Raw genomic sequence first — 24349 nt, 5'->3', positions numbered from 1 at the left:
ATCAATACCAAGATACACTGCTTATTCCTTTTCACTTTTGGCTGGCTCAACGAGGACGCGTCCTAGCCTAACAACTTTCATATCCGCCATAACGGTTGGTTCCAGCGTTTTTGATACCACGAGATCAGTTCCATCTGGAAAGTCCCCGATATTATCAGCCGAAGTCGCTAATCCCGCATGGAACACTTCTTCTTCGAAATCGATGAGTTTGAGACCAAGCTGATCGACAAGCATGGCCAATTGGCGTTCTGAAAAGTTCAACTGGCCCTTCAATCGGCGGCTTTCGCTTTCGGGAAGGCGCTCAATTGCTTTCTTGGTCGCATTGGATAATTTCCAAAACTCGACGCACAGCTGCGCTACAGTTTCAGCGTTCAAATCCTTCGGGGTTAAGCTTACCATGATGCTACGATCCTCCTTGCGTCCGCTCTAAGATCAACAGCTTTTTCACGCGCTTCGCGCTGCACAGAGCTAAGCACGCCACTTCTATAGCGATAGCTCGAACATCGTGAATTGAAGTCATCAATCAACCCATTAAAACGATCGATTTGATAGTTTGTTGTGGTCAGTGTTCGAATGGTTTCAAGCCGTTGCCCCTGAAAAACACAGTAGCGGATTTGAGAGCGATTAAGTGTTAGGCCTTGCCCGACTGGCGGCCTTGTCTCGACTGTCGCGCTCGTCGCTGGCGCGGGCGTTGGGGCTGGCGTCGCGACACGTGGCGCAGATGGCTGATAGGTTGAACGATTAGATGGTTTGTCCATCTCATCTGCAATTACAATGAACCCTATGACTGCCGCGATTGAGGCATAAATACCCCACTTCACCTTTTTGCCGAGCTTCTTTCGATCCAGCTTGGCCTTTAGCTGCTGAAGTTCGGACCGCTCCGATCCACGTGCATATTTCAGCATATCGTCTACGGTTTGCGACATGGCTGTCAAATTGCCTGAGTTCTTTTCAAGCTCATTCATCTTCCAATTTCGGTGCAAAACCGCCCGCTCTTCTTCAAGCGTTTTTCCAAGTTCCTTAGGCGGTCGAGCGCCAGCGAATGTCAAAGCTCCGTCGAGCAGTTTGAAAGCGGTCTGTGGGTCATTGCAATCGTTGTTAATGTGCAATGCAAGATCGCGCAGGATGTTAAAGGCAATTGGGTCATCGCTCCCCTTGGATACCGTATCCTTGAATACCTTGAGGACAGTTGAAACCGGTGTCGGCAGCTTTGTTTTTGCCGCCTCGCACGCATCAATAAGCGGCTTGTATTCCTCATGCAGTTTTTGTTGTTCGTCTAGGTTTTCAAGTGCCGCCACATCCCCTTTCAGGACTTCGGCGACGGATTCAAGCTCTGGAAAGGTTCGCAACAAAGCCTCAGAAAGCCTACGCGCTTCCGCAAATTCGCTGCGATTGTTAGCGAGGTCCAAGCAAAGCGATCTCAGCTTTTCATAGATCCGCTTTGATCGCCCTTCTTCATGGCCTTGATGCTGTTCATAGACCTGAACAGGCTGATTCACGTCATCCCAACGATCCAAGAGGTCAGATGCTTTTGTTACAAGTGCTTCTAGATTGGCGTCGGTATTTTCAGCTTCCGATATGACCTTATCGATCTCATCGCTTATGCGGGCTAGGTCAGGTTCACTAAACGTATCATAATTGCGAACAAACTGCTCCAAGAACGAACTCGCAGGATGCCTTCTTAACTCGGCTTCGACAATCCGGTCCATGACTTCACCAGGGCGATCTAGACTCCAAATCCCTACTGCCGCCGATCTGGCATGTTTCTTTTCGAGCTCCACAAGCGCGTTCCGCATCTGCGGGCGCTCGATACCTGGAAATCCTGCGCTCAGACGATTGTCGTTGAGGAAAATAAGGATGTTCTCTTGATCGATCTCGTCCCACGCCGACACCAGTGCGTGAAACAATCTGTCGCTAACGTTTCCGGTGCCTGCGAAATGTGCCAAAATGTTAGCCTTGGCCAGTTCTGGCGCGTGTTTAGATGTTTCGATAAGCGCCTCAAGATCACCGGAAGCGACAAGGCTTAGAACATTGGTCGTTTGAGCTTGGCTCAACTCTGGCAGCCATGAGATTTCTTGTTCGAGCCGAGCATTTGGGGCCAATAGGCTTTGCTGTGCGCGTTGGATTTTTTGAGGCTCGAAAACTTCATCAAACTCGGCATCTTCAACTAACTCGGCGATGTCTGATCTGTTGGCGTCGTAGCCTGCTTTCAAAATATGAAACGCGCTACTAGTAAGGTCGAAACATCCGTTATTCATCAATAATTTCTCAAGTCAAAATGGGTCAAGCTTGCATAGAGCGTTGCACGCAAGCGTTGTATTGCAAACACCTAAACCGCAGTTAAGCGCGAAATTCAGCATTCTGAGTAATTGAAAACGACACGCCTTCGCGTTGCTTCAGCCGCGACACCATGGCCAAAAGATTATCCGCACGCGGGTTTCCTTTGGCGCTAAGCATGCGCATCAGGCTCTTAGGGTCCTTATCCATATCCTGCGCCAAGGCCTCAAACCCTACTGTGGCGTTGACGTAGTCACGCAGCAGCACCTTACCCGTCTCCAAATCGTCGCTGAGCATCGCCTCGATGGCTTCCCGAAACAGGCCCGCACGAAATTCAGGATCGCGCTCGGCACGCGCTTTGATCGTGTCTTTGAAGTCTTTCGTCAGTGGCATGTCAGTCGCCTTTCTCTTTGCGCGCTTTGTAATCGTCCCAATATGCTTTGGCCTGCTCGATGTCTTTCGACTGGCGCTTCTTAGTGCCGCCACAAAGCAGGATCACTAGCGTATCGCCGTCTTTGCCAAAATAGACGCGGTAGCCGGGGCCGAAGGTAATGCGCCGCTCGGACACGCCTTGACCTACTGGCTTCACGTCACCAAGGTTTCCGGTCTCGATCCGTGCAAGCGCCGTCCGCACCTTCAATGCCGCCGCCGTATCCAGACCATTGAACCAATCGTCGAACGGTGTTTTCCCCGCCTCGGTGACATAGACAACAAGCTTATTCATTGCGGCTTTTGGTGACACATACGTTACCATTTGTCAATTAGTTTTGCCCCCTCAATGCGTCATCCCCCGATCCATCTCCACCTCCCGCGCTTCTAGCTCTGTCTCAGCCTCTCTTCTGCGTCCCTCGCTAAGCTCAAGCTCCTGCTCAGCTGTTCGTCCAGCGTCGCGTAACTCGCTTCCTCGTTCAACAATCCACGCAATGCTTTCATTGATACGGCTTGCGAACGCACCAGCAGCGTCACGCATTGCGCGATACCATCGATCTGGCTCTGCATCTTGGTCGTCGAGCGTGCTTCTAACCCGCTCAATTCCTGCGCTGAGCCCTCGCAGGCCGTCACCAACCGCTCGACGCAGGCGAGCAAGTCGCGTTCCAAGGCTGTCAGGGGTGTCATCATCTAGTTCTCCTCGATCTTGATGCAGGTCACTGACCTTCCGCCCAGCGTGCAGGTCCTCAGGCGCGTCTTGGTCGGGTCCAGCACCAGCCAGGTCCCGTCCTCCCTGTCGATCCGCGTCAGGCCCAGTTCGTTCATCTCCGAGCTCTCCAGCAACATCGTCCAAAGCAAGCTCGCGGCCATCATCGAGACGATCCCCACCAAGAACATCCCCGTGATCAGCCAGGGCGAGATCGTCAGCCAGCTCTTGTTCTGTCGCAGAAAGCTGCGGGTATCGGTCTCGATTGTACGATGCGCGATGGTCGCAATTTTGTTCAAATCGCTGCTGAAGCTCTCCAGCTGGGATGCCATCGAGGCGGCGTAGTCCTGCCGGATCGTGTCCAGTTCCGCGTTCAGCTTCTCGCTCAGCCGGGTCGGCTTGCCAGTCTTCATGGAAAATCTCTCCTTTCAAACGCCAGCGCTCGCCGGTGTCGGGGTCTTGCGCGGTCAGGTAGGCTTTGCCGACGCGGGGCAGGTCGAAGCCTGCATCGACGAGCGCGTCAACCATGCTGGCGCGGTCGATTATCAGGCCAACGCTGATCTGGTCCTGCAGCCAGGCGTGCAACTCGTCGCGGCCCTGTGCGCGTGTCGGGGTCTCGATGGTGTCGCGGACCTCTTGGGTGCGCTCCAGCTCCATCGGATCGGCCCAGCCGTGGCGTTGGTTCATCACGTCGCGCAGACTGTCGAAGGCTTTCTCGTAGCCGGGCGGCGCGATGTTCAGGCTGCGGCCCGAGGTCAGCTCCAAGCGAGGCGTACAAAAGTGAAGCTCGACACGGTCTTCGTGGGTATGTCGGACCCAGAGCACGTCATATTGCTCAGGGTCCAGCCCCGCGAAGGCCAGACGCTCGAAGTGGTCCATGACCTCGGCTTGCTGGTCCTCGGTTGGGGCATCCTCGACGGCAAAGCTGACCACCCCTGCGCGGTACGTCCACTGATGGCGGCTGGCGTCGATCAGGGCTTCGGTGCGGTCGGGATTGCCGCGCAGGACCTCGGGCAAAGGCTCTCGCGTGACCGTCATGGGCTGGCCGTCAGCATCGCGGATCAGGTCGCGGTTGTCGTCGTAGGCCAGCACCTTGTCTGCTACGAGGTAGCCGACCGGACCAGCGCCCGCGCCTTTGCCGTTGCGGAAGAACTTGATCAGCATCGGCGGGCGGCCTCGACGATCTGGGCAAGCTGGCGTTCGATGGTTAGCAAGCGGCGGGCAACAGTGAGCGCGTCGAGGTCAACGCGACCTGCCAGCATCGCACGATTCAGCCAGCGAGCGATCTGATTGAGGTTGCCGCCGATGCGTCCCACAGCCAGCACCAGCGCCGGATCGACGCGGGGGATGGGCTTGCGGCGACGGGCCTCAGTCAGGCCAAGCGCCTCACGCAGCAAGGTCGCAGCAGGCAGACCAGCCGCCTCAGCCTTGGCGCGCAACTGGGCCTTCTCTGCCGCTGTGCACCGGAAGACGAAAGTCTCGGTCAGCGGCTCTTTGGTGCGGGCTTTGCCCGCGCCGGTGGGGTTCGAAGGGGAGGCTTGCCGCCCCTCGCAAGGTCCCGTGTCAGCAGCGCCAGCGTATGACATGGGTCGCCTTGCTGTTTGCTCTTCGGTGGGATCGGTTGCGGTCATGTTCTGAGGCCTGCGGCTTGGATTTGAGCCTCTGTCACCAGCTGCGAGGCGAGCAAAGCCGTGACTTGGGTCGGCGTGATGTGTTTGCACATCGGGCTGCGATCACTAATCCAGCAGGCTAGCCGCGCATGGTGATCGGTCGCCAACGCTGCCGATTTCTCTCGGTCTTCGGCCTGCTTCTCAACATAAGCCTGCCAGCGGCGTGACTGGAACCAGTTGTCGGAAAAGCAGACCTTGGAGCGTGTGAAACCTGCGCTGTCGGTCGCGTAGGCTTGGACGGCTTCCAGCAAATCCTCCGGCCTGATCCCTTCCTTCATGGCGTCTTCGATCTGGGCAAGGCAGACTGCGTCGCCCCGCAATCGGTCGGGCGGATAGGTGGCCAAAATCTTCTCAGCCTCCCCCTTCTCGCGCCTGCGCGAAGGAGGTTCTTTCTTAGGTTCAATGGTAAGGTTCCTGTCCCGATTTGAGACTACCCCCGTCTCACCCTTGAGACTTTTCCCCCGCTTCTTTGAGACGTTTCCCCCCGTCTCATTTTGAGACTCAACCCCACTTGGGCCGCTCGCGCCTCCCTTCGGACGGGCGCTTGGGCCAAGAGTAATATCAAGATGCAACTCATACTGATTGGACCCGCGCCCTCCATCGCCATCCCCACGAGCATGACGCGTGACAAGGCCGCATTCCTCCAGGATCGTCATGTGCCGGAACAGCGTTGCGCGGCCCATCTCGCATTCGTCCGCCAACCGCTGTGCGCTTGGGTTGCACTGGCCGGTTTCTTTATTGTGAAAATCCGCTAGCTGAATCAACACAATCTTGGCGGCTGGTTTCAACCCTTTGACATTCGCGGCCCAGATCAACGCCATGCCGCTCATGGCTTTGAACCTGCCAAAACGGGGGTATCAGGTTCATTTGTTGTTCGCCAAATGTCCTGATACTTTTTTGGCCCTAAGCGTCTGTTTTTGTGGCGAAAGGCACTGGATTGCAAATCCGTGTACACCGGTTCGATTCCGGTACTCGCCTCCATTTAAATTCAGTGACTTAGCGAAAGTCAGCCGATCAGGCAGATGCAAAGCTAAACAGTCTGTGGTGGTTTTGTTTCTGTGTCGAACCCAAGAGCACAGAGAATTTCGCTACAACCGATCTGACATTGGCGCTTTTCGGACAGATTTGAGTGTTTGAGACGCTTCGGGCCGACCGTGAAAGTGCGCGCTTGGCCAAAACCTGTTTGGCGATTGCCGTCATCAAATAGAACGCGACTTGGACACGTGCACTGCAACGCTTGCAGACATCAAACTCAGGCGACGCTCTCTTTTTCCCACTCGGCAAGAAAGGCCTGCAAGTGTTCTGTTCGGAGTGGCTTGGCCAAGAAGGAATCCATCCCGGCTGCACGGCATTTTTCGACGTCTTCCACCTGAACGCTTGCTGACACCCCCACAATCTTGGTTTTGGCGTTCGGGCCGCCCTCTGACCGGATGCGGCGTGTGGCCACGAGACCGTCCATTTCAGGCATGTGCATATCCATGAAGATGAGATCAAACTCCGACTCGTTCGCCTTCAAGATCGCCGCGATGCCGTTGTTGGACACATCGACATCAAACCCCAATTGTTTCAACATCGCTGAGGCGATGATCAGATTGACGTCGTTGTCATCAACGACAAGCGCCGTGCGACCTTTGCCAACCTCACGGGCTCCGTTCAATTTGGGGCTCGTGTTTGCGTTTGATGCGCCAAGCACATCGAAGTCGACTTCGACTGTGAAGGTGCTTCCGACACCGGGTTCGCTTTCAACAAAGACCGAACCGCCCATCGCGTCCATCAGGCTTTTGACAATCGAAAGCCCCAAGCCGCTTCCGCCGAATTGGCGGGTAATCGCTCCGTCGGCCTGTTCAAATCTTTTGAAAATCCGTTCCAACGCATCTTGCGGAATACCGATCCCGGTGTCGGAGATCCGGAACAAGAGCTTTGCACGGCTTTTCTCCGGGTATGCGACGGACGCATGAAGTGAGATTGTTCCGTCGCGGGTGAATTTCACGGCGTTGCCAAGAAGGTTGATGAGAACCTGACGCAATCGATTGGCATCACCCGAACACATCAGATCAGGCGGAACATCACAGGCTTTCAAAAGCTTCAAGCCTTTGGCCTCGGCACTGGACCGAAGAATTTCAATCGCTTCAGAGCAAATCTCCGCCGGCGAAAATGCCTGTGTTTGAAGAACCAGTTTGCCGTTCTCAAACATCGAAACATCCAGGATGTCGTCGACGATTGACGTTAGGGCTTTTCCAGATGTCAGAATGATACCAACCTTGTGCCGTTGGTCCGGCTCGAGGTCTGAAAGTGCGAGAAGTTCGGCAGCCGGGATAATTCCGTTCAAGGGTGTGCGGATTTCGTGGCTCATGGTCGCGAGGAACCGAGACCGCGCTTCGAGCGCTGTTTCTGCGCGCTGTCGCGCTTCGCTCAGACTTTCGGTTTGATCGTGAATGCGCCGCCGCATCGCATCAAAGCGGTTCGCCAATTGCCCGATTTCATCACTGCCTTCGGGCAGAGACAGTTGATAGTTGCCTTTCGCCAATTCATCGGCCGCATCCGCCACCTTGATCAGACGACGTATGAACAGTTTGTCGAGTATGAACAAAATGGCCAGCAAAGTCAGCGCGACAATGCCAAGACCAATAAGAGCCATACGCCAGACTTCGCTTTGGAATTGTTCGATTTCAGACGCAAGATCTGCGATCACGGTCAATCGACCAAAGCTTTGCCCTTGGAACTGTATTGATGCCGTTTCCGAAATCAGATTCGTGCTATCCAGGGTCTCTTCCAAGCGACGCGGATAGAGCAAACGCTCGTCTGCGGAATGGAGCGTGACCTGAACCCAGTTACCGTACCGGTTTTCCACGCTCCCAAGGGTTTCGTAGACTGCGCCGATTTGGTTGCTGAGCAGAAAAGGAAGGATCCCATCCGACAGGATCTCTACCTCGCGCCGAAGTTCTCTGGAATTTGCATCCACGATGAGTGCCGTCATCCGCGGCACCCACACATGCTCGAACAAGAGAGCGCCGCAGACGATGCTGGCTACAATAACCGCACTGATCCGAAATCGGATCGATTGGAAATTTATGGTCAGCACGTGGCAGCCCCCTCCCCGGCCTACTGATCAATCCAGTAGTCTGCAAGATTGAGCTCTTTTAGGATTTCGTAATCTTCCTCGCTGGCTGGCACAACTTGTCTGATCGGCACCCGTGCCAGCATGGCTCTGCCGGCGTCCGTGGCGCCCATGCCAAGAAATGCGGCCTCGATCTCTTCGATGATTTCGGGGCTTATCCGGTCATGCGCAACGATAGGATGGGGGGGCAAACGCGTGGTCTCATAGATGATGCGCAGGCTTTCGCGGTCCGGGTTGGAATTTAGTGTGGCCATGACCCCACCGGCCGCATCCATCTGCCCAAGCACAACATTCAGATAGGCCGATGAATGGATCGAAACGTAATGCGGCTCATAAGTGAGCCCGAATGTCCTATCGAGGTCAGCCCGCATAAGGAGTGACGCGCCTAGAGCGTTCGGCGAGGGGTAGGCAATTTTGCGTCCCTCAAGGTCTTTAACAGTTTGGATGTCCGAGTCCGCAGCCACAACCAGAACACCAAAAAGCTCCCGGCCACCATCACGGACAATTGGAGTGTAGCCTTGGGTCTCGGACGCAACCAGAAAATGGTACGGGTTCATGTAAGCGAAGTCGAATTCGCCTTGGATAAAGCTTTGTTCGAAGTCGGAAATCGTGGGTGATCCCACCAAATCAAAACGGTGACCGGTACTTTCTTCCAATTCTGAAAGTATGGGCAACCAGATTTCCGTGAGTTTACGAGGCTCGAATTGGGGTACGATCCCAACGCTGAAGGTTTCAGCCGATGCACCACCGCAAACCACGACAGACGTGATGACCGCTCCAGAGTATCGCCGGATGACGGATTTCAGCGCAGCGTATGTATCACGCAAGCTTGGCTTCACAGCTCGCTCCCAATTATCTACGCCTGCTGCATCATGTCTGGCTGAACAGGTCTCGCCACAGTTCTTGAAGCATGCGATTGGTTAGACGGTTTCGGTGACCGCAGGTTACCACTTATCAAGACACTCTAGAAGACTGAGGCAACAGCACCTTTACCAGTCCGCACCAGAACCTAGCACAGCCCCGCGAACATGTGCGCTTGCCGAATACAAACCGTCAAGGGCTTGCAGCTCTAACGAGAGTATTGAGCCGCCGATACAGATCTAACCAGAGTTCCCGGCCATTGAACAGCATTTGTGGCTCTGCACCTGACAGATCACATCTTCGGCGGCCTATCGGATTTTATCCCGCAAGAATGTTAATCGACGCCGCGGTTGCCTGTTCGATCTCAGCGAACGCGGCCGCCCAGAACGATGGCCTCTCCCCGGCTCTGGTAAAGATCATCTATCAGATCCGCGTGATGCGCGCGCATGGCGCGTTGGTTCAAAGAGCCTTTTTCGGTGATCTCGCCTTTTTCAAAGCTTGGTTCCTGCGACAGCACAGCCGCGCGACACACGCGGCTGGCCGATCCGGTGGCGGACTGGCCGGCGGCTGCAAGCGCTTTGGTCAGAGCTTGGGCGCGGTCGTTGTCGGCCATTGCCTTGGCCTTGTCGGACAAGAGCAACAGCGCCCCAAGATCGCGTTCGTTTTCCCCGACGATCACCGCGTCGCGCACGAGGCCGCCCATGGCATCCACAAGGGCCGAGCGGACAGCCCCAACAGCAACCCAAGTGCCTGTGTTCAGCTTGAAATTCTCGGCAACGCGACCGTCGAAGTAGAACCCTTTGGAGAAATCATCAGGGTCTGCCGGTCGCAAGGCATCGCCCATGCGGTAATAGCCTTCTTCGTCAAAAGCCTCGGCTGTCTTGGCAGGATCACCAAAGTAGCCGGGGGTGACGGTCGGTCCTTTGAGACGCACTTCCATTTTGCCACTCGTCGGGACAAGTTTCATCTGCAGGCCTCTCGAGGGCACGCCGACATTTCCCGCTTTCTCTTGCACCTCGGTGCAGGCCAGCGCGAAGGGGGCGGTTTCGGTTGCCCCCAAACCCGTGGCCAAGAGTACTTCGCGTCCGGTTGTCTGCCTTGAGAGACGGCGCAGTGCGTCCCAGGTGTGTTGCGCCATGCCGGCCCCGGCATAAAACATCATACCCAGGGACTGGAAGAAGGTTGCAGCAAGCTCTGGATCGGCCTCGAGCGCTTCAACCAACATGTCCCATCCCACTGGCACATTGAAATACCAGGTGCAGGAGATATCGCGCAAGTTGCGCAGCGTTTCATCGAATTTGCCCGGCACGGGGCGGCCATCGTCGATGTAATACGTGCCGCCGTTGGTCAGCACGAGATACGACACCTTGTTGCCCGCGGCTGTGTGGTTCCAAGGGGCCCAATCCAGCACAACGGGCGGTTGCTTTTCAAGGAAGCGATAACAGTCACGCACCATGGCCTGCATGGCGCATATCATGGAGTTGGTGTTGATCACCGCTTTCGGGGACCCCGTCGAGCCGGAGGTGAAAAGGTACTTCACGACGGTTTCGCCGGTGATACGGGCCCGCGCTTCGTCTGCCTTGGCTGGATCCCCCGTCAGCAGGTCGTCAAAGCTCATGGCACCAGGGCTTTGTGCCTGCTTGCAGATCACTATCCGCCCCTCGGCGGCGATTGACGCAAAGGCTGGACCAAAGATCGACCCGTCATCGCCGTAAACAGCGCCCGGGTTAAGGGTCTCCGCGACGTCCTTCAGCTTGAGATGGTCCTTGGACACTAAAGAATAGGCGGGGGACAACGGCGCATAGGGAATGCCGGTGTAAAAGCATGCCGCCCCTAGCAGCGCGTGTTCGAGGCTGTTCTCTGACAGGATGAGCAGTGGCCTGTCAGGGCCAAGCCCCAGCGCAAGCAAGGCTGCACCAATGGATTTGGCTTTGGCGCGGGCTTGTGCATAGCTGATGCGCACCCAATCGCCATCCGTCGACCGACGGGCGATCCATGTCTGGTCGGGGGTCGCATCGGCCCACTTGTCAAGATAGTCAGCCAGCGTCGGCAGGTATCCGGTCAAATCGCATTTCTGACGCATGAGGATGCTGCCATCGTCACGGTGTTCATAGATGAACTCTGGAGCCCAGAAATCGTCTGCCTTGAGATCAGTCATTGTGACCGTCCTGCGCACGAAAGGAATGGAAAAACAGCGGCATGACCAGTGACCGGAGTTCGGGCACCACGTGCGAACATCCCGTGTAAACGGGCGGCGGTGCCATGCAAAATGGCAAAGTCATTTTCCGGCATTGTCTCCTCCCGACGATCCTCGGGGCGAGTGTGATAAATTTTGTTAACAAAGTAAACAGTTTTGTAGGTGACCATTTTTCTAACCTCAGGCGCGTATAGCTTTGAGCACGCGCTCAGCGATACGACCGGATGGCCGATCGCAGGAGGGCTTTGCCCTATTCGGTTCTGATTTTCACATCGTCCGACAGTGTGCTGTCAGCTCAGCATGTCCTTGAGCGTCAGGTTCGAACTGGGCCCGACCTCGAACCGCAGCGCCGAGTGCAGCTCAACAAGGTGGCTGCGCATCAGCTCCTCGGCTTCGCCCGCATCGTTACGTTCCAACGCATCAATCAGCGCATTGTGGCAACCTTCATCACACCGAGTGCTCGACCGGGTCCAGTACAACGCGATGATCAAAGAGGATCGCGACACAAGGTTTTCAATGATCTCGGCAATGGTACGCTGATTGGCGATCTGGGCGATCATCACATGAAACCGGCCCGAGAGCCGCAAGGCGCGGCCAGATTCGTTGTTTGCCATAGCAGCGTGTTCTTCTTGCGCATGCAGCCGCAGAGCACGCACATCCGCCCGATTGGCACGCAACGCCGCCTCTCGGGCCGAGCGCGGCTCGAGCAATTCGCGGGCTTCGAACACTTCGCGCGCTTCACGTGGCGATGGATTGGCGACACTGGCACCACGATTCGGGCGCAAGGTGACGAGCTGGGAATGCGCAAGCGCCTGAAGCCCGGTCCGCACAATCGTTCTGGAGACTCCGTAGAACTCGGCCAGATCCGTTTCTGCAAGGCGGGTTCCCGGCGGCAAGCGTTGTTCGAGGATAGCCCGCTCGACCCCTGTAAACACGGGGTTCTGCACGATATCCGCATCGAACCGCCTGCTGAAATTTGCCTCTTGCTGCGTAATACTCATGTCGTGCCGTCAACGGTTGTATACATTTGCGCAGGCCTTTCTCGCCTTTTTGGACAGGAATGTCACCCCAAGTTTCCAACTCGTCGTTTGCCCGACAAGAACCGCCCAAAAACTGAGCGACGAGGTCATGCGTGAGAAAATTTTGAGCCATTGTGAACTTTTTGACGCTGAAACGTATACAATCTGGAATTTGGTTGTCGACGTATTTTGCCCACATCTCAATCTCTGCTTCAGGGGCGAGGCCGGTCTGCAGGGCTTGGTCCGGACGTTCAACAGGAGTATGGAAATGAGGAATTTTGTGCAGCGATCCTCTGCGATCGCACTTGTCGCGGCGATGCTGGCCGCAGGCCCTGCCTGGGCCGAGAAAACCCTGACCATCGGTATGACGGCAGCGGATATCCCGCGCACATCGGGCCAGCCGGACCAAGGCTTTGAAGGCAACCGCTTTACCGGCATCCCGATGTACGACGCGCTGACGCATTGGGACCTGTCATCGGAAACCGAACCCAGCGGGATCGTGCCGGGCTTGGCCACGGCGTGGGAAGTGAACCCGGACGACACGACCAAGTGGACCTTCACCTTACGTGAAGGCGTGACCTTCCATGACGGATCGCCCTTCAACGCCGAAGCAGTTGTCTGGAACGCTCAGAAGGTGCTGGACGAAAACGCGCCGCATTTTGCCCCCGATCAGGTTGGCGCCACCAAGTCGCGTATGCCGACCCTCGCATCCGCCCGCGCCATCGACGATCTGACCGTCGAATTGACCACCACGCAGCCTGACAGCTTTTTGCCACTCAACATGACGATGCTGTTCATGGCCTCGCCGACCCATTGGCAGTCGCTTTACGATGCCGTCGATGCGTCGATCACCGATCCCAAGGAACGCGCTGCCGCCGCTTGGACCGCGTTTGCCTTTGATCCATCGGGCACCGGCCCGTTCGAGGGCGATCTGTTCGTGCCGCGCGAACGGTTCGAAATGGTCAAGAACGAGAACTACTGGGATCCGGCCCGCACGCCGACCATCGACCGTGTTGTCCTTGTGCCGCTGCCCGATGCCAACGCGCGCACAGCTGCCCTGCTGTCCGGTCAGGTCGACTGGATCGAAGCCCCTGCCCCCGATGCGATCCCGCGCATTCAAAGCGAAGGCAACGTCATTTATTCCAACCCGCAGCCGCATGTCTGGCCGTGGCAGCTGTCCTTTCACGAAGGCTCGCCCTGGCTCGACAAGCGGGTGCGCCATGCGGCCAACCTCTGTGTGAACCGCGAAGAGCTCCAGGTGCTGCTGGGCGGTTATATGGGCATCCCCAAAGGCTCGGTCGAGCCGGGCCATCCGTGGTGGGGCAACCCGTCTTTCGACATTCGCTATGACCCCGACACGGCGCGCACGCTGATGGCCGAAGCCGGTTTTTCAGCGGACAACCCGGTCAAGGTGAAGGTTCAGACCTCAGCCTCGGGTTCGGGTCAGATGCAGCCAGTCACGATGAACGAATACGTGCAGCAGTCGCTGGCGGATTGCTTCTTTGACGTGGAACTCGACGTGCTGGAATGGAACACCGTGTTCACCAACTGGCGCAAAGGCGCTGCGGATGAAAGTGCGCGCGGTGCGCATGCGATCAACGTGTCCTTCGCCACGATGGACCCGTTCTTTGCCATGGTCCGCTTCGTTTCGACGGAAACCTTCCCACCGGTGTCCAACAACTGGGGCCTGTTCGGCAACGATGAGTTCGACGCTTTGATCGCGGATGCCCGCACGTCCTTTGCGGATGCGGATCGTGACGCGGCCCTGGCCCGTCTGCACACCCGCATTGTCGAGGAAGCACCCTTTGTCTGGATCGCCCATGACGTGGGTCCGCGCGCGATGTCGGCCAAGGTCGGCAATGTGACTCAGCCGAAGAACTGGTTCATCGACATCGCGCCGATGACCATCGAAGAGTAATCCTTCACACCCAATGGGGTCGTCCCGACACCGGGACGGCCCCTTTTGCAACAGGCCAATCCGATTATGCTTTCGTTCATCCTGCGCCGCGTTCTCTACACCGTGCCGATCATGCTGGGCGTGTCTCTGGTATGTTTTGCACTGGTTCACATCTCTCCCGGTGATCCGCTTGTGTCGATCCTGCCGCCGGACGCGTCGGTCGAGTTGCAGGAACAAATGATGGCGATCTACGGGTTTGATAAGTCCTATCCAGAACAATTCCTGCGCTGGCTGGGGCTGGCGCTTCAGGGGGATTTGGGCAATTCCATCGCATCCGGACGTCCTGTAGCGTCCGAAGTGCTTAATGCCGTCGGCAATACGCTGGTCCTTGCTGTCACCGCGACCATCATCGGTTTCACCCTTGGCGGCTTGTTCGGCTTTGTGGCGGGCTACTTCCGCGACAGCTGGATCGACAAGCTGGCCACGGCCATTTCGGTCGTGGGCGTGTCCGTGCCGCATTACTGGCTCGGTATGGTCATGGTCATCATCTTTTCGGTCGAACTGCGCTGGCTGCCCGCAACCGGGGCCGGGCCGGGCGGATCAAGCCAATGGGTCTGGGATTGGGAGCACATGCAGTACCTGATCTTGCCCGCCGTCACGATGTCGGTGATCCCTATGGGCATCGTCGCCCGCACCGTGCGCGCATTGGTGGCGGACATCCTGCAGCAGGAATTCGTGTCGGGCCTACGCGCCAAAGGCCTGCTGGATCGCGGCGTGCTGGCGCATGTGATCAAGAACGCGGCCCCCACCGCTTTGGCCGTGATGGGCTTGCAACTTGGCTACCTGCTGGGCGGGTCGATCCTGATCGAGACCGTGTTCTCATGGCCCGGCACAGGGTTCCTTTTGGGTCAGGCGATTTTTCAGCGCGACCTGCCGCTGTTGCAAGGCACGATCCTCGTGCTGGCGATGTTCTTCGTGATCCTCAACCTGTTGGTCGACGTGGCGCAAACCTCGCTCGATCCCCGTTTGCAAAGGGGCTAAGCCATGGCTGTCACCGCAGATACCGTGGCACATCTGGCCACCATCGAGAAATCGCAAGGCTATTGGCGATCTGTCTGGACGCGGTTCCTGCGCGACAAGGTCGCCGTCTGTGCCGGGCTTGTCGCGGCCGGTCTGGTGCTGATGGCGGTCTTTGCGCCGTGGATCGCGCCTGCCAACCCACTGGATGGCAGCATGATCAAGCGCCTGTCCCCCATCGGGACCGAAGGATACCCGCTGGGGGCCGACGAGTTGGGCCGCGATATGCTCAGCCGCCTGATCTATGGCGCGCGCCTGTCGCTCTTCATGGGGGTCGTGCCGGTGCTGATCGCCTTTACCATCGGTGCCGCCATCGGCATCGCTGCCGGTTATCTGGGAGGTTGGGTCAACACCATCACCATGCGAGTGCTCGATGTGCTCTACGCCTTTCCGTCGGTGCTGCTGGCGATCGCGATTTCCGGCGCATTGGGCGCGGGCATCCTCAACGGGCTTCTGTCCCTGACCGTGGTCTTCATCCCGCCGATTGCGCGCGTGGCCGAAAGCGTCACCACATCGGTACGAAAGCTGGAATATATCGAAGCGGCACAGGCCAGCGGGGCTTCGAGCCTGCGGATCGTGCGCGATCATGTACTGGGCAATGTGCTTGGCCCAATCTTTGTCTACGCCACCAGCCTGATCTCGGTGTCGATGATCCTTGCCGCAGGTCTGTCCTTCCTCGGCCTTGGCGTCAGCCCGCCCAACGCGGAGTGGGGTCTGATGCTGAACACATTGCGCAATGCGATCTATGTCCAGCCGTGGCTGGCCGCGCTGCCCGGCGTGATGATCTTTCTTACCTCGATCTCGTTCAACATGCTGAGCGACGGACTGAGATCCGCCATGGATGTGAAACAATGAGCACGCCGATTCTGTCCGCACATAGCCTCGTCAAACACTTCAATGCCGGAGGGTTCGGCGCTGCACGCAAAGTGGTACGTGCCGTCGATGATGTCAGTTTCGAACTGGCCCCCGGTGAGACCTTGGGCGTCGTCGGCGAAAGTGGCTGCGGCAAGTCCACGACAGCGCGGCTTTTGGTGCAACTGCTGACGCCGGATAGCGGAAGCGTGCGCTACGAGGGCAAGATGGTCGGGCCGGAACTGCCGCTCAAATCGTTTCGCAGCAAGGTGCAGATGGTGTTTCAGGACAGTTTCGCCTCGCTCAATCCGCGCATGACGATGATAGACGCGGTAGCGTTTGGACCCATGGTGCACGGCGTGTCGCGGGCCGAGGCGATGCGCAAGGCGCAAGACCTGCTGGACCGTGTCGGTCTGGACCCCACCCGTTTTGGTGGCCGCTACGCGCATGAGCTGTCGGGCGGGCAACGCCAGAGGGTGAATATCGCACGCGCATTGGCCTTCGATCCTCGGGTGATCGTCCTTGATGAGGCGGTGTCGGCGCTCGACAAGTCGGTCGAGGCTCAGGTGCTGAACCTGCTGATGGACCTGCGCCGCGAACGCGGTTTGACCTATGTGTTCATCAGTCACGACCTGAACGTGGTGCGCCATATCTCGGATCGGGTGATGGTGATGTATCTGGGCGAAGTGGCCGAGATCGGACCGGCGGAAAGCCTCTATAGTGCGCCACGTCACCCCTATACCGAGGCGCTTCTGGCCGCGATGCCGTCGCTTGATCCGGATCGCCGCACGATGGAGGCGCCGCTGGCCGGTGATCCTCCGAACCCAATCGACCCGCCACCGGGATGCCGGTTCCACACGCGATGCGCCCATGCGTTCGGACCCTGTTCGGCACAGGTGCCCGTGTCGCATCGGGTCGGGACAGGCCATGTCGCGGCCTGCCATCTCAACGCAAAGACGGAGGAGGTCGCATGACGCAAGAAACCGTACACGCCGTTACGCCTCTTGTCAGGGTGCAGGACCTGTCGGTGCGCTTTGCCGGGACACCGCCGGTCCATGCGGTCAACAATGTGAGCTTTGACCTTGCTCCGGGCGAGGTGCTGGGCATTCTGGGCGAAAGCGGGTCTGGCAAGAGCGTGACGTTGAAGACCTTGCTGCGCCTTTTGCCGGAACGGAAGACCAAAATCACCGGCCGGGTCGAAGTGGATGGCAACGATGTTCTGTCCTTGCAGGGACGCGCCTTGGCCGATCACCGCGGCGGTGTCGCATCGATGATCTTTCAAGACCCCGCCTTGGCGCTGGACCCGGTCTACACCGTCGGTCAGCAGATCGCTGAGACCGTGATGCGGCATGAAGCAATCTCGAAAAGTGACGCGATGACCCGCGCTCTTGAGATGCTGGAACTGGTACGCATCCCGTCGGCCAAACGGCGGCTGGAGAACTACCCACACGAGATGTCGGGCGGAATGCGTCAACGCGCGATGATCGCTCTGGCTCTGGCCTGCCGCCCCAAGCTGCTGCTGGCGGACGAGCCGACAACAGCACTTGATGCGACCGTGCAAATCCAAATCCTGTTGCTGTTGCGCGAGTTACAGCAGGAGATGGGTATGGGGGTGATCTTTGTCACCCACGATATCGGCGTAGCGGTCGAAGTGTCCGACAGGCTGGCGGTGATGTATGCAGGCAGCTTTGTCGAAACCGGATCTGTCCGGGATGTGATCCGCGATGCACGGCACCCCTATTCGAAAGGGCTGTTGGCGGCCAATCTTGTCGGGGCTGTGCCGGGCACGCGTCTGGATGCCGTGCCCGGCGCGCCGCCGCCGCTCAATGCGCTGCCGGAAGGCTGTTCCTTTGCACCGCGTTGTGCTCATGCCGAAGCCGCCTGTCACGCCAGCCCCCTGCCGGTTTGGACAGGAGCGGACGGACGCTGGGCGCGATGCGTACAAGCCAGTCGAACCGAGACGCTGGCGAAGGCGGAGGGCCAGCGGTGACGTCGCGCGTGCGCCCGAGGATCGCGATCCTCAATCCGAATTCCACCGAACGCATGACCACCGAGATGGTCGACACGGCCCGCGCTGCAATTGATGGTCTGGCGGATGTCGTGGGCCTGACCAATCACCGGGGGCCTGCGTCGATACAGGGGCCAGCGGATGCCGAGCGGTGCCTTGACGGCCTGTTTGCACTGGTCGACGAGGCGCGGGAGAACGGCGCGCACGTCGCGGTCATTGGCTGCTTTGACGACACGGGGCTTGCCACGCTTCGTTCGACAGCCGGTCTGCCGGTGGTGGGCTTGGGTGAAGCGGGATGTCTTGCGGGCTGCCTGGCCGCCCAGAAGTTCGCGGTGGTCACAAGCCTTGATGTGTCGGTGCCGGTGATTGCCGACAACATTCGCGCTATGACCCTCGACGCGCGCTGCGCCGGGATACATGCCTCTGGCGTGCCCGTGCTGGAGCTGAACGCGGGGGCCGAAAGTCTGCGGCGCGTTCAGGACGCTATCGACAGGACAGCGGCGGCGCATCCCGGGTGCAGCATCGTGCTGGGCTGTGGCGGGATGACCTTGATCGCCAACCAGATCACGGCCCCTGCCCGCTCGCGCATCATCGACCCCGTGGTTGCCTCGGTACACATGGCTTTGGCAGCTTTGTCCTGATCCGCTGGCAGGCTGCTGTTCAAGATCGAAACGCGGTTCCTGTTTGCTGACCTGACAGGCCGCACAGCCTTTTTCGGCCTGTCGCCCAAATATCTTTGGATAGCCCAACACCCAAAATTACCACATTTCTTTCAGATAGTTAGAGCACTTCGCGAAGATTATCCCACGCCGCTACCAGTGGCTGCGGAGACCTGCAACTAAAAGACCATCCGCCCTGTTCGTTTCAGTTTCCACGTATGTATTTCAAGGAAACCGACATGGCATCCGTCAAAACGTTCGATCTGCCCCTCAAAGCAACCATCACGGAATGCGGGGCTGTCCTGACATCCTTGAGACAGTTGATTGAGACCGAAACCGACATCGTCGTGACCTGTAGTCAGGTCGAACAGATCGATCTTGCAATGCTGCAGGTCCTGATCAGCGCGCGGAAAACAGCAGAGCGAAACAGCAGGTCGTTTTCGGTCGTTTCGGACGGACATGGCACGTTTGATGCAGTCCTCGCGGAATACGGCATTTGTTTCGCGCACGCCGCCTGACCTGATTTTAGCAAAAGGAAAATAGAAAATGGCAAAAACCGTTCTCGTTGTGGACGACTCTCCCTCTGTGCGAAAGATGGTTCAGATGACACTGGCAGCCGCCGGGTATGACATCATCGAAGCAGAAGACGGACAGGACGCCTTCGAGAAGGCGACGTCGACCCATGTGGACGCCGTTTTGACAGACCAGAACATGCCACGTCTGGACGGTCTGAGCTTTATCCGGAAATTCCGCGCAACGCCGCAATCCGTTGGCGTTCCGGTCGTCTTTCTGTCGACAGAAAGCGACGCCGCTCTCAAGGCACAGGCCAAGGACGCGGGCGCAACCGGCTGGATGGTCAAACCGTTCGACCAGAACCAGATCCTCGCCGTCGTCAAGAAAATGGTCGGCGCATGACCGGATTCGACGACATGGGCGCCGAAATCTTCCGACAGGAAGCCTCGGAGCTGCTTCAGTCCATCGAGAAAGGCTTGATGGACCTCGAAGCAGCGCCCGGCGATACGGAACTGATCAATTCGATCTTCCGCAGCATGCATACGATCAAGGGATCGGGTGCGATGTTCGGTTTCACCGAGCTGTCGCAATTCGTTCATGAATTCGAAACCGCCTTCGACGATCTGCGCAATGGACGTGCGACGGTCTCGAACGACCTGATCGGCCTGTCGCTTCAGGCCTGTGACCAGATCGGCAAGTTGATGGAAGCCGTCGAGGGAACGGATGCAGACAATCAGCGCATTCTTGCGAACCTGCGCAAATTGATGCGCCCCGGCCATCACAGCGACGACACCGACATTGCTGAAGACGAGGCTGCAGAAACACCGCACCCTGTTGAAGAGCCGGTTTTGGGTGAAGTGACAACCGTCATTCGCTTTTGGCTTGGTTCCGACGCCCTGCGGCTTGGAAGCAATCCCGCTCTGTTGATCGAAGAACTGCGCGGCTACGGAGACACCACAGTCCGTGCGCTCGACGACCGCATCCCCACCTTGGGAGAGCTTGATCCAACCGACTGCCTGACGGGCTGGGAGGTCGAAATCAACGCCAACCTGACCGACGCAGATATCGACATGGTGTTCATGTTTGTCCGCGACGAGATGGATCTTAGTGTCGAACGGCGGGGCGCAACCCTGCCCGCACCTGTCGACACTCCGGCATTGATGGATGCAACACCCGGTGCTGCCCCCCGCGCCGCAACAGATGAAACGCAAAGCCAAGCTGCGGCAAAAGCCCCAACCAATCCCAAGGCCGCGGCTGGCGAAACCATGCGTGTTGCCACCGAACGGTTGGACGAATTGATGGACCGCGTTGGCGAGCTGGTGATCGCAGAGGCGCGACTGCAGGCCTTGACCGAAGCCACAAACGACGCCTCCATGATGTCGGTCGCCGAAGATATCCAGCGTCTTGTCGCGGGGCTGCGGGATGCAACCATGTCGATGCGCATGGTGCCGATTGGTAGCATTCTGGGCCGGTTCCGTCGCTTGATGCGCGACTTGTCCTCTTCCTTGGGCAAACCGCTGGAATTCGTGACCGTTGGCGAAGACACCGAGCTCGACAAGACAGTGATCGAACTTCTGGCCGATCCGCTCGTTCACATTCTGCGCAATTCGGTCGACCACGGGCTGGAAACCCCGGAAGACCGGCGCGCCGTCGGCAAGCCGGAAACCGGCACGATCGAACTAGGCGCCCGGTATTCGGGAGCCGAGGTTCTGATCACCGTCCGTGACGATGGGCGCGGTCTGAACCCTGCCAAAATCCGGGAAAAGGCGATCAGCAAGGGTCTGATGTCCGAGCGGGACGACCTGAGCGACAGCGAGATTTTCCGCATGATCTTTCAGCCCGGCTTTTCGACCGTGGACAAGGTCACCGAACTTTCGGGGCGTGGTGTGGGCATGGATGTGGTGATGCGGACCATCGCGTCGCTGCGTGGCGAAATCGACCTTGCCTCGGAACCCGGGCACGGCACCACATTGACCCTGCGCCTGCCTCTGACGCTGGCGATCATCGACGGTATGCTCATCGATGTGGGTGGCGAACGTTATACGATCCCATTGGCGGCGGTCGAGGAATGCGTCGAGCTTCCCACGCTCCATACGGTTGGCAATGGCGGGTCGTCCTACCTGAACATTCGCGGCGAGCTGGTTCCCTTCCTGCGCCTGCGTCACCTGTTCGAAATCGACGGCACGCCGCCTGATTTTCAAAAGGTGGTCGTGGTGTCCTCTGCTGGGGGACGGGTTGGTCTGGTCGTGGATCGGATCATTGGCAACTACCAGACTGTCATTAAGCAACTGTCGCAGTTCCACGCCTGCCTAAAGTTCTTTTCGGGCGCGACGATCCTGGGGGACGGAACCGTCGCCCTGATCCTTGACGCGACCCAACTTGTCGCGCTTGGCCGCGACGTCGAATTGCGCGCAAGACGGGAGGCCGCAGCATGAGAAATGCCAGCCACACAGACATCCTTACCTTCCGACTGGGCACGGAAAAACTGGCTCTTCCGGCCGAATACCTGCGCGAGATTCTTGAAATGGTGCCGATCACCCGCGTGCCGCAATCCGGTTCTTTCGCAACTGGCCTGATCAATGTGCGCGGCGTCGTCGTTCCGCTTGCTGATCTGCGGGTGGCCCTTCGAATTCCGCGCACACCCGCAACCGAAGACACACGTGTTCTGGTTCTTGAGGTCCGGATCGGAGACGAAAAATCCACCGTGGCCATTCTCGCCGATCAAGTCGACGAGGTCACAACCATAAACACCGCCGAAATCGAGGATGTCCCACCGGTGGGGTCTCCTTGGCCGCCTGAATTCGTTTTCGGGATCGGCCAGCTCAAAGACACCTTCGTGATGTTCCCGGACCTCGACACGATTTTCAAATCATACAGTGCCGCAGACGCGGCGAAAGAAAAGGTAGCCGCGTGATGATGCAGCAAGAAATTCAAAAGAAGGGCTTTTTCAGCAGCCTTTCCACCAAGATCATCGCCATTCAAACGATGACATTCGTCGCGATGATCGTTGTCGGTCTCGCCGGGCTCTTTGGGATGGAAAAAATCCTGAGCCGCATCGAAACGGTATACGCGGATCGCGTCATTCCTTTGGACCAGCTCAAAACCATCAACGATGAATACACAATCCACACCCGCATGATCGCCAATGGCATTCTGGATGAAGGCCTTTCATGGCAGGTCGGTAGCGAGGACCTTGCTCATGCACGTACAGTCATTGAAGAGCAATGGAACGCCTATCTGCTGACTTACTTGCCGCCCGAAGAAATCAGACTGAAAGACATCGTGGTAGACGCAAAGGTCAAAGCCGACCAAGCCATGGATCGCTTTGCGAGCATCCTGGAAACGCAAAACGAACCTGTGCTTTTCGAATTCATCAAGAAAAGCTTCTACGGACCGATCGACGGCGTGCATGATGCGTTGGATGGGCTCATTTCCTTCCAGCTTGCCGAAGCTGAGCGTCAGGTGATTGCGGGACAGACCATTGCTCGCCAGATCCAGATCGCAATTGGCGCAGTCAGCTTGCTCGTTATCCTCGCCTCACTGGCCATCGTCTGGGTCTTCACCAGCCGCATGAAGCACGCACTCGGTTCGGCTGTGACACTCGCGGAAAGCGTTGCAAATGGCGATCTGCGTCAGACCACGGATGCTACGAGCAACGATGAAATCGGTGACCTGCTGAGGGTATTGAACACCATGGTTCTGCGTCTGCGGGAAGTTGTGGCAAACGTATCGTCTGCGTCTCGCGATGTGGCGACCGGCGCTTCCGAGATGTCTGCAACCTCCGAAGCCCTGAGCCAGGGTGCGACAGAGCAGGCCAGTGCGACCGAAGAGGCCTCTGCCTCGATGGAACAAATGGCAGCCAACATCAAGCAAAGCGCGAAGAATGCTGCGGACACGGAAAAGATGGCCCTGAAATCCGCATCTGATGCACGCGAAAGCGGTGCAGCCGTGTCGCGGGCCGTCAATGCTATGCAGACGATCGCCGAAAAGATCCTCGTGGTGCAAGAGATCGCACGTCAGACCGATCTTCTGGCTCTCAATGCGGCTGTGGAAGCGGCCCGTGCGGGCGAACATGGTCGTGGCTTTGCAGTTGTGGCGTCCGAAGTACGCAAGCTTGCGGAACGCAGCCAGTCAGCCGCCGGCGAGATTTCCAATCTATCGGGCAACACTGTGAAAGCCGCGCAGGAAGCAGGCGAAATGCTTGAGGAACTGGTCCCGGATATCGAACGGACATCGCAGCTTGTCGCCGAGATCTCCCGCGCCAGCCAAGAGCAGGATGCAGGTGCCACGCAGGTGAACATCGCCATCCAGCAGCTGGACAAGGTCACCCAGGAAAACACTTCGGCGGCAGACGAGATGTCGACAACCGCTGAAGCCCTTGCAAGCCAGTCCGAGCAGCTTCAGGCGTCGATCAAGTTCTTCCTCGTCTCCGACGATGCGCAGTCCGAACCCGCCGTCTTCGTCCGCAACACGAACCTGGCCAAAAAGGCGATCCGGTTGGTGGGCGGCAAGGAAGCCAAGTCGTCTGGCGGTTTCGACTTCGATCTGCGTGACAGCGCCGACGATCTCGACAGCAGCTTTCGTCCGCGGAGTGCCGGATAATGTCCTCAGTCGGTGCCGTTCTGACTTTGGCCTGCGACGACGAAGTCTTCGCTTTGCCCGTGGAGCGGGTCCAGGAAATCCTGGACCTGCGACCAATCACCCGGATGCCGAATGCGCCAGCGCAGCTTCTGGGCATGATTGATGTCCGCGGCATGGGTGTGGCGGTTGCGGATTTGCGGGCGTTGCTCGGCATGGTCCCCACGGCCGATACCGAGATGTCGCGGATCGTGGTGTTCTGGGTGCGCAGCGGTGGTCGGCAGACGGTTGTCGGCTTCCGTGCAGATCGCGTGATCGAAGTTGCCGCTTTGGACAATGACGACATGGAACCCTTGCCCGAGGCGGGCCTTTTCAACTGGCGAGATCGTATGATTGCAGGCATCGGTCGCAGGAACGGAAAACTCGTCACCGTTCTAGATGTCGACCGCATGTTCGACGGTCTTACCTCGGAACTCAGTGCGGCATGA

General features: G+C 58.0%; 23 protein-coding genes. 12 read left to right on the top strand and 11 right to left on the bottom strand.

The genetic code is table 11. The annotated features are described in order from the left end of the window. Positions 1–21 precede the first annotated feature (21 nt). From MCRY_RS15240 to MCRY_RS15185, 11 genes are all read right to left on the bottom strand, one after another. Positions 22–399, bottom strand: a complete 378-nt coding sequence (locus MCRY_RS15240) for a hypothetical protein (RefSeq protein ID WP_085631399.1) — start codon at positions 397–399, stop codon at positions 22–24. Then, positions 393–2258, bottom strand: coding sequence for a hypothetical protein (locus MCRY_RS15235; RefSeq protein ID WP_085631397.1), 1866 nt, complete (start codon positions 2256–2258; stop codon positions 393–395). The genes MCRY_RS15240 and MCRY_RS15235 overlap by 7 nt, the downstream gene beginning before the upstream one ends. An 82-nt stretch (positions 2259–2340) precedes the next feature. Continuing rightward, entirely contained in the window at positions 2341–2670 is a 330-nt protein-coding gene (locus MCRY_RS15230; RefSeq protein ID WP_085631395.1) for a helix-turn-helix domain-containing transcriptional regulator, read from the bottom strand. Position 2671: 1 nt separating this feature from the next. Beyond that, entirely contained in the window at positions 2672–3001 is a 330-nt protein-coding gene (locus MCRY_RS15225) for a type II toxin-antitoxin system RelE/ParE family toxin (RefSeq protein WP_085631393.1), read from the bottom strand. A 51-nt stretch (positions 3002–3052) separates the two neighbouring features. Beyond that, positions 3053–4576 (bottom strand): relaxase family protein, encoded by a 1524-nt coding sequence (locus MCRY_RS15220; RefSeq protein ID WP_085631392.1) that lies wholly within the window; start codon positions 4574–4576, stop codon positions 3053–3055. Further along, positions 4570–4998, bottom strand: coding sequence for a plasmid mobilization protein (locus MCRY_RS15215; protein WP_238939456.1), 429 nt, complete (start codon positions 4996–4998; stop codon positions 4570–4572). Before MCRY_RS15215 ends, MCRY_RS15220 begins: the two co-directional genes overlap by 7 nt. A gap of 41 nt (positions 4999–5039) precedes the next feature. Further along, entirely contained in the window at positions 5040–5912 is an 873-nt protein-coding gene (locus tag MCRY_RS23410; RefSeq protein WP_238939457.1) for a helix-turn-helix domain-containing protein, read from the bottom strand. A 422-nt stretch (positions 5913–6334) separates the two neighbouring features. Continuing rightward, positions 6335–8164: an ATP-binding protein gene (locus MCRY_RS15200; RefSeq protein WP_085631390.1), complete on the bottom strand. Its 1830-nt coding sequence runs from the start codon at positions 8162–8164 to the stop codon at positions 6335–6337. 20 nt (positions 8165–8184) lie between these two features. Further along, positions 8185–9039: a phosphate/phosphite/phosphonate ABC transporter substrate-binding protein gene (locus MCRY_RS15195; protein ID WP_203276001.1), complete on the bottom strand. Its 855-nt coding sequence runs from the start codon at positions 9037–9039 to the stop codon at positions 8185–8187. A gap of 386 nt (positions 9040–9425) precedes the next feature. Beyond that, complete coding sequence (locus MCRY_RS15190; RefSeq protein ID WP_085631388.1) at positions 9426–11219, bottom strand: feruloyl-CoA synthase; 1794 nt, start codon at positions 11217–11219, stop codon at positions 9426–9428. Positions 11220–11548: 329 nt separating this feature from the next. Next, positions 11549–12259: a GntR family transcriptional regulator gene (locus tag MCRY_RS15185; RefSeq protein WP_085631386.1), complete on the bottom strand. Its 711-nt coding sequence runs from the start codon at positions 12257–12259 to the stop codon at positions 11549–11551. Between the two features lie 286 nt (positions 12260–12545). On the opposite strand from MCRY_RS15185, the gene MCRY_RS15180 reads away from it, so the two are divergent. The 12 genes from MCRY_RS15180 to MCRY_RS15125 all read left to right on the top strand — a co-directional run bounded on the left by MCRY_RS15180 (position 12546) and on the right by MCRY_RS15125 (position 24349). Continuing rightward, positions 12546–14195, top strand: a complete 1650-nt coding sequence (locus tag MCRY_RS15180; protein WP_203276002.1) for an ABC transporter substrate-binding protein — start codon at positions 12546–12548, stop codon at positions 14193–14195. Between the two features lie 66 nt (positions 14196–14261). Then, positions 14262–15215, top strand: coding sequence for an ABC transporter permease (locus MCRY_RS15175; RefSeq protein ID WP_085631382.1), 954 nt, complete (start codon positions 14262–14264; stop codon positions 15213–15215). 3 nt (positions 15216–15218) lie between these two features. Further along, positions 15219–16106 (top strand): ABC transporter permease, encoded by an 888-nt coding sequence (locus MCRY_RS15170; RefSeq protein WP_085631380.1) that lies wholly within the window; start codon positions 15219–15221, stop codon positions 16104–16106. Further along, on the top strand, positions 16103–17077 hold the full coding sequence (locus tag MCRY_RS15165; RefSeq protein WP_085631378.1) for an ABC transporter ATP-binding protein: 975 nt from the start codon (positions 16103–16105) through the stop codon (positions 17075–17077). Before MCRY_RS15170 ends, MCRY_RS15165 begins: the two co-directional genes overlap by 4 nt. Beyond that, positions 17074–18093: an ABC transporter ATP-binding protein gene (locus MCRY_RS15160; RefSeq protein ID WP_085631376.1), complete on the top strand. Its 1020-nt coding sequence runs from the start codon at positions 17074–17076 to the stop codon at positions 18091–18093. The genes MCRY_RS15165 and MCRY_RS15160 overlap by 4 nt, the downstream gene beginning before the upstream one ends. Further along, the gene (locus MCRY_RS15155) at positions 18090–18752 is read left to right on the top strand and encodes an aspartate/glutamate racemase family protein (protein WP_244897920.1); all 663 of its coding nucleotides are present in this window, start codon (positions 18090–18092) and stop codon (positions 18750–18752) included. Before MCRY_RS15160 ends, MCRY_RS15155 begins: the two co-directional genes overlap by 4 nt. A 257-nt stretch (positions 18753–19009) precedes the next feature. Then, positions 19010–19288, top strand: a complete 279-nt coding sequence (locus MCRY_RS15150) for an STAS domain-containing protein (protein WP_171046146.1) — start codon at positions 19010–19012, stop codon at positions 19286–19288. A 28-nt stretch (positions 19289–19316) separates the two neighbouring features. Beyond that, a complete protein-coding gene (locus tag MCRY_RS15145; protein WP_085631372.1) occupies positions 19317–19685 on the top strand; it encodes a response regulator in 369 nt (122 codons plus the stop codon). Further along, entirely contained in the window at positions 19682–21718 is a 2037-nt protein-coding gene (locus MCRY_RS15140; RefSeq protein WP_085631370.1) for a chemotaxis protein CheA, read from the top strand. Before MCRY_RS15145 ends, MCRY_RS15140 begins: the two co-directional genes overlap by 4 nt. Continuing rightward, positions 21715–22197, top strand: a complete 483-nt coding sequence (locus MCRY_RS15135) for a chemotaxis protein CheW (protein WP_085631368.1) — start codon at positions 21715–21717, stop codon at positions 22195–22197. The genes MCRY_RS15140 and MCRY_RS15135 overlap by 4 nt, the downstream gene beginning before the upstream one ends. Further along, entirely contained in the window at positions 22197–23885 is a 1689-nt protein-coding gene (locus MCRY_RS15130) for a methyl-accepting chemotaxis protein (RefSeq protein ID WP_138488085.1), read from the top strand. Before MCRY_RS15135 ends, MCRY_RS15130 begins: the two co-directional genes overlap by 1 nt. Next, positions 23885–24349 carry a chemotaxis protein CheW gene (locus tag MCRY_RS15125; RefSeq protein WP_085631366.1) on the top strand — a complete coding sequence of 155 codons (465 nt, stop codon included), beginning with the start codon at positions 23885–23887 and terminating at the stop codon, positions 24347–24349. The genes MCRY_RS15130 and MCRY_RS15125 overlap by 1 nt, the downstream gene beginning before the upstream one ends.

This window comes from Marivita cryptomonadis (assembly GCF_002115725.1).
Taxonomy (GTDB): Bacteria; Pseudomonadota; Alphaproteobacteria; order Rhodobacterales; family Rhodobacteraceae; genus Marivita; species Marivita cryptomonadis.
Note: the sequence above shows the minus strand (reverse complement) of the source record. Positions and strands in the feature narration are given on the sequence as shown.